This is a genomic window from Kribbella sp. NPDC059898, from assembly GCF_042730855.1.
Lineage (GTDB): Bacteria > Actinomycetota > Actinomycetes > Propionibacteriales > Kribbellaceae > Kribbella.
Genome location: NZ_JBHWKR010000021.1, coordinates 28,907 through 45,802, shown reverse-complemented (window position 1 = coordinate 45,802; position 16,896 = coordinate 28,907). Strand labels below are relative to the sequence as shown.

The window sequence follows — 16,896 nt, the reverse complement described above, 5'->3', positions numbered from 1 at the left end:
GGGTGACACGACTCTCCGAAGGAGGCCGGATGGCCAGAACGGCGATCGCCGTGGGGGCGGTGATGACGGTGGCGGCGCTGGTACCTGTGCCCGCACAAGCCACCACTGAGCAGGCAACAGCTGCCTGTTCGATGACCCTGGGCACTGTGACCGTGCAGGGCGACCACAAGTTCCAGCGGATCACGGCGACCACACCGGTGACGGTCGGGGCGCCCCATGTGGGGCCGAAGGCGCTGTTCCCGGTGGACCAGGTACGACTCGCGTCGTCGGTCGGCTGGGAACCGGACCCGCCGTCGGGCATGGCGAACAGCGGGTACCTAACGATCGTCAACGACGTCTACCGATTCCGTTACGTCACGGACGTGACAACCGGCCAGCTCGACCCGACGTCTTTCGAGAAGACGAAGGTGGGCGGCGGCTGGATCCACCAGACGTACTTCGAGAACTCGGCGAACCACACGTACGCGTTGGAAGGCAACGTCATCACGCGCTGGACAGTGGAGGGGTCCGTCTGGCGCAACAAGGCGACATACACCGGGTTCTCGGCCGTCAAGACGATGGCCCTGCTCAGTCAGACGCGGACGTACGACACGTTCCTGGCCAACACGCGCGGCGGGGCGCTCTACACGATTCGCATCCCGTCTAGCGGTGCCCCTGTGGTCAAGAAGGTGCGTACGGCGACCTGGCAGAAGTTCGAGACCCTCGTCGCGGAGAGGTGCGGCAAGCAGAGCACCCTGCTGCTGGCGATCGACAAGGACACCAGGGTCGGGTACCTGTACGCCGTGAGCCACGCCAACGGCGCGGCCACCGTCATCAAGGGCCTCGGCCAGGTCGGCGGCCAGCTGGCGGCCCCCGAGGACAAGGCGTACTTCCGCTACTACCCGTCGAGCACAGAAGCGGACGCATTGCTGTACGGAGAGTGACTTGAGTGCCTGGTGACACTGGAACCACCAGGCAACCAAGGGGTAGACCGTGACCCGGACCCGAGTGGCTATTGCTGACGACGACGTCCTGCTGCGCGAGGGACTTGCCAGCCTGCTCGAGCGCTCCGGGTTCGCGGTCCTCGGTACGGCGGGCGACGGCCCGGAGCTGCTGGAGCTGGTACGCCGGCACGGGCCGGACCTGGTCGTGGTGGACATCCGCATGCCCCCGGAGCACCTCACCGAAGGACTGGACGCGGCGGACGTGATCCGCCGCGAGCGCCCGGACACCGCCGTCGTACTGCTGTCCGCGCACGTCGAGGTCGAGCACGCCCTGCAACTCATGGCCGCGGGACACGGCGTGGGTTACCTCTTGAAGAGCCGTGTGACCGACGTCGAGGAGTTCCTGGAGAGCCTCCGCCGCGTTGCCCGCGGCGGGTCCGTCGTCGACCCGGCGTTGGTGCAGGAGCTGGTCGACGCCCAGCACCGCAATGATCCGCTGGCCGTGCTGAGCGAGCGCGAGCGGGAGGTGCTCTCGCTCGTCGCACAAGGCCGCTCGAACGCCGGGGTGGCCCGCCGGCTCTGGGTCACCGAAGGCACCGTGGAGAAACACGTCCGCAGCATCCTGACCAAGCTGGACCTTCCGGAGACCACTGACGACCACCGTCGCGTCCTGGCCGTCCTGAGGTACCTGGACGGTCGCTGATGAACCGCCACGCCGGTGTTGCCGGACGGGTGGTGATCGCCAGCGGCCTGCTGATGGTGCTGGTCGGCTCCGGCTTCGTCGTACTGCTGGTGTCTGTTCAGGGTCTGCGTACGTCGGAGCACCAGGCGCAGCACACGTCCGCAGTCCTGACCAGCGCGCACCAGGTGGAGCGGCTGGTGTCCGATCTGGCTGCAGGGCAACGTGATTTCGTCATCACCGGTCAGAAGCGGTTCCTGCAGCCATGGGAACAGGCGGCCGAGGCGCTGCCTGCCCAGACCAAGGACCTGCAGCAGTTGGTAGCCGGCACCCCTGACGAGCTCGCCCGTGTACAGACGGCCGGGCGCATGATCACGTCGTACCTGCAGGGCTACTCGCTCCCGCAGATCGAGGCGGCCCAGAAGGACCCGGACTCGGCGCGGACCGCGGCAGCCATTGCCGAAGGCACCCAACGGGTCAGCGCGATCCGTTCGGTGCTCGACGCGCTGATCACGTCCGAACAGCAGCTGTCCACAACTCAGCAGCAGAAGACGGACACGATCGCGGACCGCGCGGTGGTGGCGGCGGTCGAGGGGCTGGCCGGCTCCGTCCTCCTGGTGCTCGGGTTCACCATGTACCTGACCCGCGCGATCGTCCGGCCGGTCCGGGTCACCGCCGAGATGGCGAACCGGCTGGCCGCGGGCGACCTCGCCGTCCGGGTCCCGGAGACGGGCGTCGGCGAGATCCACACGCTGGAGCGGACCTTCAACACGATGGCGGCCTCCCTCGGCCGGGCGAGCGCCGACCTGGAGGCGTCCCGGGCCCGGATCGTCCGGTCCGCCGACGAGACCAGGCGGCGGATCGAGCGCGACCTGCACGACGGCATCCAGCAGCGGCTGGTCTCGCTCACCCTCGACGTCCGCGCCCTGCAGGCGGACGGCGCGGCCGCCGAACTCGATGGCATCGCCAACGGCCTGGCGGCCGCCCTGGACGAGCTCCGGGAGATTGCCCGCGGCATCCATCCGGCGATCCTCACCCAGGGCGGGATCGCCCCGGCGGTCCGGATGCTGGCCCGCCGCTCGAAGCTCCCGGTCGAGGTCACGGTCGACGTACCGGCCCGGCTCCCCGAACCGGTCGAGGCCGCGGCGTACTACGTGGTCTCCGAGGCGCTGACGAACGCCGCCAAGCACGCGGACGCGTCCGCCGCGGTGGTCGACGTACGGCTCGAACAGGACCGGCTGCGGCTCTCGGTCCGCGACGACGGCCGGGGCGGCGCGGACCCGGCGAAGGGTTCCGGTCTGGTCGGACTCGCCGACCGGATCGCGACGCTCGACGGCACGCTGAAAGTCGAAAGCCCTTCAGGTAAAGGCACTACGCTCACCGCGACACTGCCGGTGTAGTACAGGCAGCAGGGATGCCGCCGCGGTCCGGCCCTGCGATCCTGGTGCCATGCGGTGCGTGATCGTCGACGACAGCCGGCGCTTCCTGGACGCGGCTCACCGACTGCTGGTCCGCGAGGGCGTCGCGGTCGTCGGTACCGCGACCACGACCGCCGAGGCCACCGGACTGATCGGGCAGCTCCGCCCGGACGTCGTACTGGTCGACATCGACCTCGGCGGCGAGAGCGGGTTCGACCTGATCGCCCGGCTGCGCGCGGCCGGCGAGTCCGCGCCGATGATCCTGATCTCCAGCCACGCCGAGCAGGACTACGCGGAGCTGATCGCGGCCAGCCCGGCGATCGGGTTCGTCGCCAAGACCAGCCTCTCGGCCGGCGCGATCCGCCGCCTGCTCAGCAGCTGATCACGCCGTCTCCATCATGCTGTTCGGCCACGCCGTACGACGGCGTCGAACCCGGCCGCCAGCAGCAGGACCGCGCCGGTCACGACCCACTCGTACCCGGACGAGTTCGAGCCCTGGATCAGGTCGCTCATCCCGTTGATGATCACCGCCACCACGAGACCGCCGAGGATCGCGTCGATCATCCGCCCACGGCCGCCGAACAACGACGTACCGCCGATCACCGCCGCGCCGACCGCGAGCAGCAGCGTGTTCCCGGCGCCCGCGTTCGACTGCACGGACTGCAGCAGCGACGCCGCGACCAGGCCCGAGATCGCCGCCATCCCGGAGCACAGCACGAACACCGAGATCCGGATCCGGGAGACCGCGACGCCGCCGCGCCGGGACGCCTCCTCGTTGCCGCCGACGGCGTACACGTGCCGCCCGTACCGCGTCCGGCTGAGCGTGAAGTGCCAGACCACGAACAGCACCGCCAGCAGTACGACGACCCACGGCTCGCCCTGCGCCTTGTTGCTGAAGAACGCGTTGCTGACCAGGTTCCGGTTGATGCCCATCTCGTAGGTGAACGCGACGCCGAGGACGGCCACGCCGATCACCTTCGCGGCGATCACCACCACCGGCGTCGCGGACAGACCGTTCCGCCGCCGCGACTGCGCGTCGATCAGCTTCACCGCGGCGTACCCGAGCACGAACACGCCGAGCAGGACCCAGCCGAGCCACAGCGGCACGAAGCTGTTCTCCAGCGAGATCAACGGCGTACCGGCCGGCAGCGTCACCGAGCCCTGGCCGCCGATCAGGATCAGCGTCAGGCCCTGGAACGCCAGGAACGTCGCCAGCGTGATCACGAACGACGGGATCCCCGCCCTCGCCCGCAACCAGCCCATCACGAACCCGATCACCAGCCCGACCGCGAGCCCGGCCAGGATCGCCAGCCACCAGTACCACCCGTGCCGCAGCATCAGCACCGCCGTGATCGCCGAGCACAGACCACCGGTCGTCCCGGCCGACAGGTCGATCTCACCGAGCAGCAGCACGAACACCAGGCCCATCGCCATCACGATGATCGGCGCGGCCTGGATCACCAGCGCCTCCAGGTTGTACGCGCTCAGGAAGCCCTGGTGGACGATCGCGAAGAACGCCGTGATCACGATCAGCCCGACGATCGCCGGCGCGGACCCGAGCTCGCCGCCGCGCAGCCGGGCCAGGTAGTCGCGCAGGTAGGAGCTCAGCGCGGCAGCCTCCCGGTGCCGCGGCGCCTTGTCGTCGTGCCGTGGTGTGTCGGCAACCACCGTGTTCATACGGCTCCCGCCAGTCCCAGGTCACCCGATCGGCCGGACGTGATCAGCTCGACGACCTGCGTCTGCGTCACGTCCGAACGCCGTACCTGAGTCGCCATCCGGCCCAGGAACAGCACCGCGATCGAGTCCGCCACCTGCATCACGTCGTTCATGTTGTGCGACACCAGCACGACCGCCACGCCGCGGTCCGCGAGCCGCCGGACCAGCTCCAGCACCTGCTCGGTCTGCGCGACGCCGAGGGCCGCGGTCGGCTCGTCCAGGATGACGATCTTCGAACTCCACAGCACCGACTTCGCGATCGCCACCGTCTGCCGCTGGCCACCGGACAGGCTGGCCACCTTCTGCCGGACCGAACGCACCGTCCGGACCGACAGCGACGCCAGCGTCTGCGCGGCCAGCTGCTCCATCGAGTTCTCGTCCAGCGTGTGCAGCCGGCTGATCCGCTCGCGGCCGAGGAACATGTTGCCGACGACATCGAGGTTGTCACAGAGCGCCAGGTCCTGGTGGACGATCTCGATGCCCAGATGGGCGGCGTCCCGCGGCTCGTGCAGCTGCTGCGCCGTACCGTCGACCAGGATCTCGCCCTCGTCGATCCGGTAGATGCCGCCGATGCACTTCACCAGCGTTGACTTGCCCGCGCCGTTGTCCCCGACCAGGGCGGTCACCTCCCCGGCCTCGGCGCCGAAGTCCACCGACGTCAGCGCCATCACCGGGCCGAACGACTTGCCGATGCCGTGCAGTTCCAGGGTTCTCACGGGGTGTGGATCCCGTTCTGGGCGCACAGCTGCACCAGCGCGGGCGTCGGGCAGACCGACTTCGCCGGCACGTACCCGTCCGTCACCGGCAGCGCCACGTTCTTCTTCGTGATCACGGTCGGCGTCGCCAGGTACGACGGGACCTGACGGCCGCTCGCCGGGTCCTTGATCGTGGCCGGCGCGGTCGGCTTCTGGCCGGCCAGGATCTGGCCCGCCAGCTTGATCGCCACGTCCGCCTCACCGGCGACCGGCTTGTAGATCGTGAAGCACTGGGTGCCGGACATCACGTTGTCCAGGCCGCCCGCGGTCGCGTCCTGACCGGACACCGCCACCTTGCCGGACAGGTTCTGCGACTTCAGCACGTTGATCACCGACTGCGCCATGGTGTCGTTCGCGACCATCACCGCGCCGAGGTTCGGGTTCTTGCCGAGCATCGTGGTGAACACCGCCTGCGCGGTCGCCGGATCCCAGTTGCCGGTCTGGTCGCCGAGCTTCGTCCAGCCCTTCTGCTTGGACAGCACCGAGTTGTAGCCCTCCGCGAACAGCGTCGCGTTGTTGTCGGTCGGCGCGCCGTCGATCTCGACGTACCCGACCGCGCTCTTGCCCGCCACCTGCGGGCAGGCGGTCAGCGCCGTACCCTGCTCCTCGCCGACCTTCACACCGTCGAACGAGACGTAGTACGCCGCGGAGCCGCCGGCCGTCAGCCGGTCGTAGTCGATCGTGACGACGTTGTGCTGCTTGGCCAGCGACTCGATCGCCTTGCCGGAGCCGGAGTCCAGGTTCGTCACCAGCAGCACGCCGACGCCCTTGTTGATCAGCGCCTGGGCCTGCGACTCCATGTTCGTCGCGCTGCCGTTGGCGTTGTCGATGTAGCAGGTCAGCTTGTTGTCGGTGCACTGCTTGCGCAGCTCGTTCGGGTCCGCCGACACCCAGCGGGGCGAGGTCGCGGTGTCCGGCAGCAGGACGCCGACCTTCGCGTTCGCCGGCGGCGCCGACGTACCGCCGCTCGAGGACGAATTGTTGTTGCTGTTGCCACAGGCAACAAGGCCGGCCAGCAGTACCACGGTGGTCCCGGTCAGCGCGACAGCTCTGGATAATGTTCGCATGTGCGTCCTTCGTGATCGCCGCAGTGTTCTCTCCCCGCCAGCATGCGATCCGGTACGCCGTCGCGTCCTCGCAGCAGGCCGGAACACCGCCGTACCTGCTAGCAGGGGGGCGGATCTCCAGCCAGCGTGACTGCACGCGTCGCGGACCGGAGCGATCGTGCAGGTATGGCCACTTCCATTGCACATCCCTCGACGGAGCGGAACCGGCCCGGACTGCGACGCGACATCGGTTTCGTCGGCCTGATCTGGGCGTCCGAGGGGTCGATCATCGGCTCCGGCTGGCTGTTCGGAGCGCAGGGGGCGCTGGCGACCGCCGGCCCCGCGGCGATCATCTCGTGGGTGATCGGCGGTGTCGCGATCCTCATCCTGGCGCTGACGCACGCCGAACTCGGCGGCATGTACCCGGTCTCCGGCGGTACGGCGCGGTTCCCGCACTACGCCTTCGGTGGCGCGGCCGGGGCGTCGTTCGGCTGGTTCTCCTGGCTGCAGGCCGCCACCGTGGCACCGATCGAGGTGCTGGCGATGATCACCTACGGCACCCACTACTCGTTCGCGAGGGGCTGGGAGCGGACCAGCGGCGGCGAGCACATCCTCACCGGACCCGGAATCGTGGTGGCCGTGCTGCTGATGGCCGCGATCACCGCGATCAACTTCCTCAGCATCCGGCTGCTCGCCCGGACCAACAGCGTCGCCACCTGGTGGAAGGTCGGCATCCCGCTGCTGACCATCTTCGTGCTGGCGATCGCGCAGTTCCACGGCAGCAACTTCACCGCCGCCGACGGCTTCAACCCCGGTGGCGCGAAGGGCATCCTGTCCGCGGTCTCCACCAGCGGCATCATCTTCGCCCTGCTCGGCTTCGAACAGGCCGACCAGCTCGCCGGTGAGAGCAGCAACCCGCGCCGCGACATCCCGCGCGCGGTGATCGGCTCGATCGTGATCGGTGCGCTGATCTACATCGCGCTGCAGGTCGCGTTCCTCGGTGCGCTGCCCGCGTCGCAGGTCCAGGGCACCTGGGCGACCGCGGCGTTCAACACGCTGACCGGCCCGTTCGCGCAGGTCGCGACACTGGCGTCACTCGGCTGGCTGGCCACGATCCTGTACATCGACGCGATCATCTCGCCAGGAGGTACCGGCCTGATCTACATCACCGGCAGCTCGCGGGTCTCGTACGGGCTGAGCCGCAACGGGTACGTCCCGTCGGTGTTCGAGAAGACCAACGAGCGCGGCGTACCGTGGGTCGGCCTGATCACCGCCTTCGTCATCGGGTGCGTGTGCTTCCTGCCGTTCCCGAGCTGGCGGTCGCTGGTCGGGCTGATCACCAGCGCCAGCGTGCTGATGTACGCCGGGGCGCCGCTGTCGCTCGGCGTGTTCCGCCGCCGGCTGCCCGAGGCGACCCGCCCGTACCGGTTGCCGGGGGCAACGTGGATGTCGCCGCTGGCGTTCGTGGTCGCGAACCTGCTGATCCTGTGGTCCGGCTGGGTCACCGACTGGAAGCTCGGCGTCGCGATCCTGATCGGGTACGTGATCCTGGTCGCGAACCGGGTGTTCAAGATGAACCCGATCACGCCGCAGCTCGACCTGAAGGCCGCGCAGTGGCTGCCCGTCTACCTGGTCGGGATGGGGCTGATCGTGTACCTGAGCGACTTCGGGCCGCTCAAGCACCCGTGGTTCCCGCTCTGGTGGGACATCGCCGCGGTGGCGGTGTTCAGCCTGGTCATCTACTTCTGGGCGATGGCGGTCGCGCTGCCGTCCGAGCGGATCACCGACATGGTCAACCAGGTTGTGCTGCCGGAGGAGGCGGACCTGCAGGCGTAGGGGCGGATCCCCAGGCCATCACAATCGCCGTCGGCGCAGCTGATCCACGCTCAGCTGCGCCGATCGTGTGCGGTTGTGATGGCCTGCAGATCCGCCCCTACAGCTCAACCAGGTCTAGCAGCTGCCCGAGTTCCTTGGGATCGAGCTCGCGCAGCTCCCCGGTGTGCAGGTTGCCGCGGCGGACCGGGCCGATCGCGGTGCGGGTCAGCCGCTTCACCGGATGCCCGACGGCGTCGAACATCCGCCGTACGATCCGGTTCCGGCCCTCGTGCAGGCTGATCTCCACAAGCGTCCGGCCCGGGACGGTGGACACGATCTTCACGGTGTCGGCGCGCGCCGGACCGTCCTCGAGCTCCACGCCGTCCAGGAGCCGGCGCAGTACCGCCGGTTTGACGTTGCCGTCGACCTCGGCGACGTACGTCTTGGAGACCTCGTACGACGGATGCGCGAGACGGTGCGCGAACTCACCGTGGTTGGTGAGCAGCAGCAGCCCCTCCGTGTCGGTGTCCAGCCGCCCGATGTGGAACAGCCGCTCCGGCCGGTCCTGCACGAAGTCGGTGATACAAGGCCGCCCCTGCGGGTCGGACATCGTGGTGACGACGCCGCGGGGTTTGTTGAGCACCAGGTAGACGTTCGCACTGACCGGCGGAATCCGCTCGCCGTCCACCCGGATCACCGCGCTCTCCGGGTCCACCCGCACCCCGAACTCGGTCACCACCCGCCCGTCGACCTCGACCCGCCCCTCCTCGATCATCAACTCCGCGGTCCGCCGCGAAGCGACGCCCGCCCGAGCCAGAACCTTCTGCAACCGAACCCCGGCCTCATCCCCCATGCCGCACCCCATCCTCGGCCGGGTCGCGAACGCCCGCCCCATCTACCGCGCCGTCTTCCACGGATACTCCGCCGTCCTCCGCCACACCAGACTCATCCTCGGACGCATCCGCCTGCGCATCACCTACGGCGTCATCGTCCGTGGCAGCACCCGTCGGCTCCTCGTGGTCCTCCACCACGACGTGCTCCGGCGCGTGCGTACCGGGCTCGTCGCTCGTGTCGTCGGCCAGCGCTTCCTCGGCCAGCGCGTCGTCGGCCTGTGCATCATCCGCGGGCTCGTCGGTCGGCGCCTGGTCGGGTGTGACATCGCCGGACGTCGCGGGCTGCGGCGTACCCGGCTCGAGTTCATCGTCCGCGTTGTCCGAGGGCTCGGAGGTCAGGTGGGGTTGTTCGGCGGCGGGCTCGCCGGCCGCTTCTCCGTCCTCCGGGGACGAAGTCGGTGGGAGGGCTTGAGCGGCCAGTTCTTCCTCGATGTCGTCCATCTCCGGGAGGTACGGCGCCAGTTCCGGGAGGTCGTCGAGGGACTGCATGCCCATGCGTTCCAGGAAGTACGTCGTGGTGCGATAAAGCGTGGCCTGCGACTCCGTGTCCGCGCCTGCCTCCTCCACCAGGCCGCGGGCGACGAGCGTACGCATGACGCCGTCGACGTTCACGCCGCGGATCGCGGAGACGCGCGCCCGGCTGACCGGCTGTTTGTACGCGACCACCGCAAGCGTTTCGAGCGCCGCCTGGGTGATCCGCGACTGCTGGCCGTCGAGGACGAAGCGTTCGACGTACTGCGCGGCCTCCGGGCGCGTGTAGTACCGCCACCCGCCGCCGACCTCCCGCAGGTCGAACCCGCGCCCCTGCTCGGTGTACTCCGCCGCCAGCCCCGCGAGCGCCGCCGCAATATCCCCGGTAGGCCGCCCCACCGCCCGCGCCAGCGTCAACACCGGCAACGGCTCGTCCGTCACCATCAAGATCGCCTCGACCGCCCGCCGCATCGTGTCGTCGTCGACAACAACCTCATCCCCCAACACCATCTGCCCCGCCGGCAAGAACTCCTCATCACCCCCACCGGAAGACCCACCAGCCGACGCACCCGCCACCGCCCGCTCGCCCTCGTCCGACCCCTCACCCGCGGCCGGTGTCGGCTGGTCATCGGCGGTGGAGGGCTGCTCGTCCTCCTCGCTACCGGACGAGCCATCGACAGCACCGTCGCCGTTCCCGGTCGCACCGCGGCCGTTCCCGGTCGTACCGCGGCCGTTCCCGGTCGTACCGCGGCCGTTCCCGGTCGTACCGCGGCCGTCCCCCGACGCCTCGTCCGCCTCGTCGGCGCCGTCCGCGGCGTCCGTGGTCGTGCTGTCGGCGGGTGCTTCGGGTGCCGACTGGTCGGTGGAGGCGGGAGGGGTCTCGTCGTCTGCGAGTGGCGTCCGGTCGTCCTCGTCCGCTTCGTTGCCCGCGGTGGGTGCATCCTGCGTCGGCTGGTCGGTGGAGGTAGGAGTCTGGTCGGCGTCCGCTGCAACCGGCGCCTGGTGGTCCTCAGGTGCTTCGGTGGTCGGCCCGTCTGTGGCGGCAGGTTGCTCGGTGGGTGTGGCCTCAGGGTTGGAGTTGTCGGTCACTGGTTTGCCGTCTCGTCGGGTGTGGGGAGGTCGGATTCGTCGGTGAGGCTGGCGCCGGGCTCGAGGAAGGTGGGGTCTTCTTCGACGCGGGGAGCCTCGCCGGACTCGTCCTCGGGTTGGTGTTCTTCGTCGAACTCGTCGCTGACGTCGATCTCGCCCTCGTCGGTGCCGGTCCACCGGATCGTCAGCTCACCCAACGGTGTCACCTGGTCGAACGACACCGCCGCCTCACGGAACAGCTCCAGCAACGCCAGGAACCGGCAGACCGTCGTCACCGTGTCCGGCGAGTCCGCCACCAGCGACCGGAACGTCGCGCTCCGCTGCCGGCGCAGCCGGTCGACGATCACGATCGCCTGCTCCCGCACCGTGACGGCCGGCGCGTGCAGGTGCGCCAGCGAGACCCCGGGCGGTACGTCGTCCTTCGGCGCCAGCGCCCGCGCCGCGAGCGCGGCCAGGCCGGCCGGGTCGATCCCGAGCAGTACCTCGGGCAGCAGCTCCGCGAACCGCGGCTCCACCCCGACGGCCCGCGGGAACCGCCGCGCCTCGAGCGCCATCCGCTCCTGCATCAGCGCCGCGATCTGCTTGAACGCCCGGTACTGCAGCAGCCGCGCGAACAGCAGGTCGCGCGCCTCCAGCAGCGCCAGGTCCTCGTCGTCCTCGACCTCGCCCTTGGGCAGCAGCCGGGCCGCTTTCAGATCGAGCAGCGTCGCCGCGATCAGCAGGAACTCCGACGTCTGGTCGAGGTCCCACTCCGACCCCAGCGCCTTGATGTGCGCGATGAAGTCGTCGGTGATCACCGACAGCGCGATCTCGGTGATGTCCAGCTTGTGTTTCGAGATCAGCTGCAGCAGCAGGTCGAACGGTCCTTCGAAGTTCACCAGGTGAACGCTGAACCCCTTGCCCTCGGCAACAGCACCTTCGGCGGGCGGGTCCAGCGGGTCCGTGGCGGACACGGTCACTCCGAGGCCTTCAACCGCCGTACCAGCACCGAGTCCGGCCCGTGGTCGACGAAGTCGGCGAGCAGGACGTCGATCGCCTCCCGGACGATCCGGCCCCGGTCGGCCGTCAGGCCGTGCTCCGCGCGCAGCGCGAGTCTGGTCTGTTCCAGGCCGAGCAGCTCCTCCTCCGTCACGTACACGGTGATCTTCGTGTCGTGCCGGATCCGACCACTCGACTTCCGGTCGTCGACGACCGTCGTCCGGGCCCGGACGGTGCCGGGCCCTTCGGTGGTGGTGGTGCGCTTCTCGGGTCTGGTCTGCTGAGGTGCCGCACCCCCGAAGAGTTCACTGGCACCTGGCAGGCTCACCCGGCGGGACAACGCGCCAGCACCTCCTTGGCGAGATCGCGGTACTGCGCGGCCGCGCTCGATGACGGGGCGTACGTCGTGATCGGCTCGCCGACGACCGTGGTCTCGGGGAACTTCACGGTACGCCGGATGACTGTGTGGAAGACGCGTTCGTCGAAGGCCTGGACCACCCGGTCGAGGACCTCCCGGGCGTGCGTCGTCCGCCCGTCGAACATGGTGCCGAGGATCCCGACGATCTCGAGCTTCGGGTTCAGCCGGTCCTGGACCTTGGCGATCGTGTCGGTCAGCATGGCCAGCCCGCGGAGCGCGAAGAACTCGCACTCGAGCGGTACGACGATGCCGTTCGACGCGGTCAGCGCGTTCACGGTGAGCAGCCCGAGCGACGGGGCGCAGTCGATCAGGATCACGTCGTACAGCGGGATGATCGGGTCCAGGACGCGCTGCAGCGTGTACTCCCGGGCGACCTCCTGGACCAGCTGCACCTCGGCCGCGGACAGGTCGATGTTGGCCGGCAGCAGGTCGAGGTTCTCCACCCGGGTCGGCTGGATCACCTCGTCCGGAGTGATGTCGCGCTGCATCAGCAGGTTGTAGACCGACAGCTCGAGGTCGTGCGGCTGGACGCCGAGGCCGATCGAGGCGGATCCCTGCGGGTCGAAGTCGATCAGCAGCACCTTGCGACCGGTCTCGGCGATCGCCGCGCCGAGGTTGATCGTCGTGGTGGTCTTGCCGACGCCGCCCTTCTGGTTGCACATCGCGATCACCTGCGCCGGACCGGTCCTGGTCGGGGGCTGCGGCTCCGGCAGGTCGGGCATCGGCCGGCCGGTCGGCCCGATCGTGTGACGCGGGCCGTTCGGGTCTTTCACGGGTGCAAGGTCCTCCGCGGTGAGCTTGGCCGTCGGCTTCGGCATCTCCGCATAGTTGTCGGGCAGGGCTCGCGCCGGCACGGGTGCCGGACGGGGCGGGGTGCTGTGCTGGGGCTGCTCCTGAGGGTTCAGGGGCGTGCTGATCGAATGGGCCTGCTCCGGGGCGGCGTAGTGGCCCATCACGTGTTCGGTGCCCGGGAATGTCGACTCGTTCATGACTCGTCAAACCTTTCAACCGATACGGGCGATCCCAGCGACTGTAAGCGTGCATTCAAGCACTCTCAACCAGCCACTCCGCACCGGGGTGGGGCTGTTTGTCGACAAAGCTCCGAACGCGGCCGGTCGCCCTCCCGGAGTGACCAACCGTCACCAGATGATCGCACACGGTTTCTAGGTCACGGATACCGGGGTCCGGCCCTTCGCGAACCAGTTGTACAGCGCGAACCAGCCCAGCACGACCACCGCCAGCGACGCCAGCAGCCACGCCTCCAGCCCGTGCCCCAGGACACCGAGCAGTACGGCGGCCACCAGGCTCGGCCCGGCCCACCCGGCGTACCACCGCAGCGGCGCCCGCCCGGCGACACCTGCGCCGACGCTGCTGACCAAGTACAACGCGAGCCCGCCGAAGATCAGCCAGCGGTCCCTCGTGAGCAGGTGCCCCTCCGCCTCCGGGATGAGCGCACCGAGGCCGGCGGCGACGGAGACGATCGCCGCTGTCACTCCCAGGTGTGCGGGCAGCGCCTGCCACGGCTCGAGCGGTTTGGTACTGCGGGGCGCCGGGGTGAACCCGTACAGCGTGGTCAGCTGCCACAGGATGACGACCAGGAAGAACGCCGCGACGGACGAGAGCACCACAGCACCGTTCCAGGGCTTGCCGGTGTCCGCAGTGACGACCTGGGCCACGGCCTCGCCCAGGACGATGATCACGAACAGACCGAGCCGCTCGTCGAGGTGACCGCGCTCTGCCTGCGCAACTGTGACCAATGCGGGCGTCGCAGGCTCTGAAGACGAACCACCACGCAGCAACCGGCTGAGCCACTGGCTGCGGTGCTGTCCCTGCTCCAGGTCGTGCCTGATGCGCTTGGCGCGCTCCTCCATCGAGCGGGGGTTCCGCGCGCCGAGCACAGACGTCACGAGGTCGAGTACGACGCCCACACCCCACAGCCAGTACGTCACGGGCTCATCGGTGAACAGCGAGACGATGAACGGCGCTGCCACGGCCGTCTGCGTAGCCGGCCAGAAGGCGATCACCTGCCCGTCACGTGACGCAGCCCGCGACGCGATGCCTCTACAGATGATGAAGGCGACCGTGAACGCCGCAGTACGATCCTGCAGGTCGGTCTCACCGTGGTGCGGCAGCAGCCCGGGAAAGACGCCCGGTACGGCGGCAGCCATCACGCCGACGCCCAGCATGGTCCGCAGTACCGCCCTGCGACGGGTACGCGCACCAGCCACGTTCGCGTACACGCTGGTCGTCGTCCACACGCTCCAGACCGCGTAGAACATCGCAGCACACGCGGCCACCTGCCCAACGGTCTCGGCCTGGTGCAGCCGGTGGGCAATCTGGGCGGCAGCCGCCACGACAGTCAGATCGAAGAACAGCTCGAGCCAGCTGGCGTGCCGTTCCTCAGCTTGGTCAGCCACGGCCGCCAAGACTACGACGAGGAGAGGGCCCGTGGATGCGACGTCGCGTAGACCTCGCGCAGCTTGTCGACGGTGACCAGGGTGTACACCTGGGTCGTTGTCACGGACGCGTGCCCCAGGAGCTCCTGGACTACACGTACGTCGGCCCCACCGTCCAGCAGGTGCGTTGCGTACGAGTGACGGAGCGTGTGCGGCGAGATCTCCTTGGAGATGCCTGCACGTTGCGCAGCGCGACGCAGTACCGTCCAGGCGCTCTGCCGGGACAAACGGCCACCTCTGGCGTTCAAGAACAGTGCTGGGGTCCCACGGCCGCGTGCGACGAGATCAGGACGGCCACGGACCAGGTACGCCGACAGGGCGTCGCGGGCGTACGTACCGACAGGCACCACCCGCTCTTTGCTGCCCTTGCCGCGCAGCAGGACCCCACCGGCGTCTACGTCGATGTCGTCGACGTCCAGCCCGACCGCCTCCGAGATACGGGCGCCTGTGCCGTACAAGAACTCCAGCAACGCGGCGTCACGAGTGGCCAAAACGGCCGGCTCAGCCTCGGCGCCAGCCGCCGCTGTGAGGATCCGGGTGACCTCGTCGACAGACAGTGCCTTGGGCAGCCGTTGTGGCGGCACAGGGGGCTTCACGGCCGCGGCAGGGTCCACTGCGGTCAGTCCCTCGCGTACGCAGAACTTATGGAACCCGCGGACCGCCACAACGGTCCGTCCGGCGCTGGAAGCGGTGAGCGGCGGGTGGTCCGCGTCGCCCTCGCGCAGCCGCATCAGGAAGTCGGCGACCACGGCCTCCGTGATCCCGCCGAGGCTGTCGATGCCCACAGCCGCCAGATAGCCGCCGTACCGGCGCAGGTCGCGCCGGTACGACGCCAGAGTGTTGGCGGCCAGGCCGCGTTCCACCGTGAGGTGGTCCAGGTATGCGCCAACCGCTCTGGTGATGCTCAGACCAGCACCTCGTCGAGCTTGAGCTGTGACAGGTTGTGCGCGTCCGCGACCGGTCCGTACGTGACGTGGCCGTCGAACGTGTTCAGCCCCAGCGCCAGGCTGTGGTCCGACTTCAGCGCCTCACGCCAGCCCAGGTTCGCCAGCTCGATCGCGTACGGCAGTGTCACGTTGGTGAGCGCGTACGTCGACGTGTTCGGCACCGCGCCGGGCATGTTCGCGACGCAGTAGAACAGCGAGTTGTGGACCTTGTACACCGGGTCGGCGTGCGTGGTCGGCCGCGAGTCCTCGAAGCAGCCACCCTGGTCGATCGCGATGTCCACCAGCACGCTGCCGGGCTTCATCCTGCTGACCATGTCGTTGGTGACCAGCTTCGGCGCCTTCGCACCGACCACCAGCACCGCGCCGATGACCAGGTCGGCCTCGAGGACCGCGCGCTCGATCTCGTACGCGTTCGAGGCGATCGTCAGCAGGTGGCCCTGGTAGATCTGGTCGGCGAGCCGGAGCCGCGCGATGTTCCGGTCGAACAACTGCACCTGCGCCTGCATACCGAGCGCGATCGCGGCCGCGTTCATCCCGGAGACGCCTGCGCCGAGGATCACCACCCGCGCCGGGTGGACGCCGGACACGCCACCGAGCAGTACGCCGCGGCCGCCCCCCTGCGCCATCAGGTGGTACGCGCCGGACTGCGGGGCGAGCCGGCCGGCCACCTCGCTCATCGGCGCCAGCAACGGGAGCGTGCCGTCCGGCAACTGCACCGTCTCGTACGCGATGCCGGTGATGCCGGACTCGAGCAGTGCCTCGGTGGTGTCCTGGCTGGCGGCGAGGTGCAGGTAGGTGAACAGCACCTGGTCCTTGCGCATCCGGTGGTACTCCTCCGCCACCGGCTCCTTCACCTTGAGCACCAGCTCCGCGTCCGCCCAGACGTCGTCCGCTGCGGCCACGATCCGTGCCCCGGCGGCTACGTACTCCTCGTCCGGGATCAGTGAACCGTTGCCTGCCCCCTGCTCGATCAGAACCTCGTGCCCGCCACGCACGAACTCGTGCACGCCGGACGGGGTGATCGCCACCCGGTACTCGTGGTTCTTGACTTCCTTGGGAACTCCGACCTTCACAACACGCCCTTCTTTCCCGTCCAGGTGTGCGGCCCACATCGTTGTGTCCGCGGCCCGGCGGTTGAGGGGACGCTGCCAGGTCGCTGCCGAGTGTATGCCTGTCGGGTTCATACCACTCGGCCGGATGGTCTGATGGTACTGCGGCTGACACGGCAACCATCATTGACGGCTATTCGTAGTGGTCAGGGATGCTTTGACCAGGACGCTCGACGAGAGGAA

16 protein-coding genes are annotated in these 16,896 nt (G+C 69.1%); 5 read left to right on the top strand and 11 right to left on the bottom strand.

The window, feature by feature from the left end:
* Positions 1-29: 29 nt before the first annotated feature.
* Genes ACFV9C_RS40215 through ACFV9C_RS40200 form a run of 4 tightly spaced genes read left to right on the top strand, consistent with a single transcriptional unit; the run spans position 30 to position 3,402 of the window.
* Positions 30-923, top strand: a complete 894-nt coding sequence (locus tag ACFV9C_RS40215) for a hypothetical protein (RefSeq protein ID WP_380202460.1) — start codon at positions 30-32, stop codon at positions 921-923.
* Between the two features lie 49 nt (positions 924-972).
* On the top strand, positions 973-1,626 hold the full coding sequence (locus ACFV9C_RS40210) for a response regulator (protein WP_380202458.1): 654 nt from the start codon (positions 973-975) through the stop codon (positions 1,624-1,626).
* On the top strand, positions 1,626-3,002 hold the full coding sequence (locus ACFV9C_RS40205; protein WP_380202456.1) for a CHASE3 domain-containing protein: 1,377 nt from the start codon (positions 1,626-1,628) through the stop codon (positions 3,000-3,002). The genes ACFV9C_RS40210 and ACFV9C_RS40205 overlap by 1 nt, the downstream gene beginning before the upstream one ends.
* Before the next feature lie 49 nt (positions 3,003-3,051).
* Positions 3,052-3,402 (top strand): response regulator, encoded by a 351-nt coding sequence (locus ACFV9C_RS40200; protein ID WP_380202453.1) that lies wholly within the window; start codon positions 3,052-3,054, stop codon positions 3,400-3,402.
* A 14-nt stretch (positions 3,403-3,416) separates the two neighbouring features.
* Here the strand turns inward: ACFV9C_RS40200 and ACFV9C_RS40195 are convergent, their stop codons facing one another.
* Genes ACFV9C_RS40195 through ACFV9C_RS40185 form a run of 3 tightly spaced genes read right to left on the bottom strand, consistent with a single transcriptional unit; the run spans position 3,417 to position 6,558 of the window.
* Complete coding sequence (locus ACFV9C_RS40195; RefSeq protein ID WP_380202451.1) at positions 3,417-4,697, bottom strand: sugar ABC transporter permease; 1,281 nt, start codon at positions 4,695-4,697, stop codon at positions 3,417-3,419.
* A complete protein-coding gene (locus ACFV9C_RS40190; RefSeq protein ID WP_380202449.1) occupies positions 4,694-5,452 on the bottom strand; it encodes an ATP-binding cassette domain-containing protein in 759 nt (252 codons plus the stop codon). Before ACFV9C_RS40190 ends, ACFV9C_RS40195 begins: the two co-directional genes overlap by 4 nt.
* Positions 5,449-6,558 carry a sugar ABC transporter substrate-binding protein gene (locus ACFV9C_RS40185; RefSeq protein WP_380202447.1) on the bottom strand — a complete coding sequence of 370 codons (1,110 nt, stop codon included), beginning with the start codon at positions 6,556-6,558 and terminating at the stop codon, positions 5,449-5,451. The genes ACFV9C_RS40190 and ACFV9C_RS40185 overlap by 4 nt, the downstream gene beginning before the upstream one ends.
* Positions 6,559-6,723: 165 nt before the next feature.
* On the opposite strand from ACFV9C_RS40185, the gene ACFV9C_RS40180 reads away from it, so the two are divergent.
* Positions 6,724-8,373, top strand: coding sequence for an APC family permease (locus tag ACFV9C_RS40180; protein ID WP_380202445.1), 1,650 nt, complete (start codon positions 6,724-6,726; stop codon positions 8,371-8,373).
* A gap of 97 nt (positions 8,374-8,470) precedes the next feature.
* Here the strand turns inward: ACFV9C_RS40180 and ACFV9C_RS40175 are convergent, their stop codons facing one another.
* From ACFV9C_RS40175 to ald, 8 genes are all read right to left on the bottom strand, one after another.
* On the bottom strand, positions 8,471-9,205 hold the full coding sequence (locus ACFV9C_RS40175) for a pseudouridine synthase (RefSeq protein ID WP_380202443.1): 735 nt from the start codon (positions 9,203-9,205) through the stop codon (positions 8,471-8,473).
* Positions 9,195-10,805 (bottom strand): SMC-Scp complex subunit ScpB, encoded by a 1,611-nt coding sequence (gene scpB, locus ACFV9C_RS40170; protein ID WP_380202441.1) that lies wholly within the window; start codon positions 10,803-10,805, stop codon positions 9,195-9,197. The genes ACFV9C_RS40175 and scpB overlap by 11 nt, the downstream gene beginning before the upstream one ends.
* Entirely contained in the window at positions 10,802-11,758 is a 957-nt protein-coding gene (locus ACFV9C_RS40165) for a segregation and condensation protein A (protein WP_380202439.1), read from the bottom strand. The genes scpB and ACFV9C_RS40165 overlap by 4 nt, the downstream gene beginning before the upstream one ends.
* Positions 11,759-11,760: 2 nt before the next feature.
* Positions 11,761-12,123, bottom strand: a complete 363-nt coding sequence (locus tag ACFV9C_RS40160) for a hypothetical protein (RefSeq protein WP_380202437.1) — start codon at positions 12,121-12,123, stop codon at positions 11,761-11,763.
* On the bottom strand, positions 12,108-13,019 hold the full coding sequence (locus ACFV9C_RS40155; RefSeq protein WP_380202574.1) for a ParA family protein: 912 nt from the start codon (positions 13,017-13,019) through the stop codon (positions 12,108-12,110). The genes ACFV9C_RS40160 and ACFV9C_RS40155 overlap by 16 nt, the downstream gene beginning before the upstream one ends.
* Positions 13,020-13,364: 345 nt before the next feature.
* Positions 13,365-14,618, bottom strand: a complete 1,254-nt coding sequence (locus ACFV9C_RS40150; RefSeq protein ID WP_380202435.1) for a low temperature requirement protein A — start codon at positions 14,616-14,618, stop codon at positions 13,365-13,367.
* An 11-nt stretch (positions 14,619-14,629) separates the two neighbouring features.
* Entirely contained in the window at positions 14,630-15,565 is a 936-nt protein-coding gene (xerD, locus tag ACFV9C_RS40145) for a site-specific tyrosine recombinase XerD (RefSeq protein ID WP_380202572.1), read from the bottom strand.
* The gene (gene ald, locus ACFV9C_RS40140) at positions 15,562-16,677 is read right to left on the bottom strand and encodes an alanine dehydrogenase (RefSeq protein WP_380202433.1); all 1,116 of its coding nucleotides are present in this window, start codon (positions 16,675-16,677) and stop codon (positions 15,562-15,564) included. The genes xerD and ald overlap by 4 nt, the downstream gene beginning before the upstream one ends.
* Positions 16,678-16,896: the final 219 nt, after the last annotated feature.

Coding starts and splice junctions, on each gene's coding strand:
- ACFV9C_RS40215 (WP_380202460.1), top strand. CDS start 30: ATGGCCAGAACGGCGATCGCCGTGGGGGCGGTGATGACGGTGGCGGCG.
- ACFV9C_RS40205 (WP_380202456.1), top strand. CDS start 1,626: ATGAACCGCCACGCCGGTGTTGCCGGACGGGTGGTGATCGCCAGCGGC.
- ACFV9C_RS40200 (WP_380202453.1), top strand. CDS start 3,052: ATGCGGTGCGTGATCGTCGACGACAGCCGGCGCTTCCTGGACGCGGCT.
- ACFV9C_RS40195 (WP_380202451.1), bottom strand. CDS start 4,697: ATGAACACGGTGGTTGCCGACACACCACGGCACGACGACAAGGCGCCG.
- ACFV9C_RS40185 (WP_380202447.1), bottom strand. CDS start 6,558: ATGCGAACATTATCCAGAGCTGTCGCGCTGACCGGGACCACCGTGGTA.
- ACFV9C_RS40180 (WP_380202445.1), top strand. CDS start 6,724: ATGGCCACTTCCATTGCACATCCCTCGACGGAGCGGAACCGGCCCGGA.
- ACFV9C_RS40175 (WP_380202443.1), bottom strand. CDS start 9,205: ATGGGGGATGAGGCCGGGGTTCGGTTGCAGAAGGTTCTGGCTCGGGCG.
- ACFV9C_RS40155 (WP_380202574.1), bottom strand. CDS start 13,019: ATGCCGAAGCCGACGGCCAAGCTCACCGCGGAGGACCTTGCACCCGTG.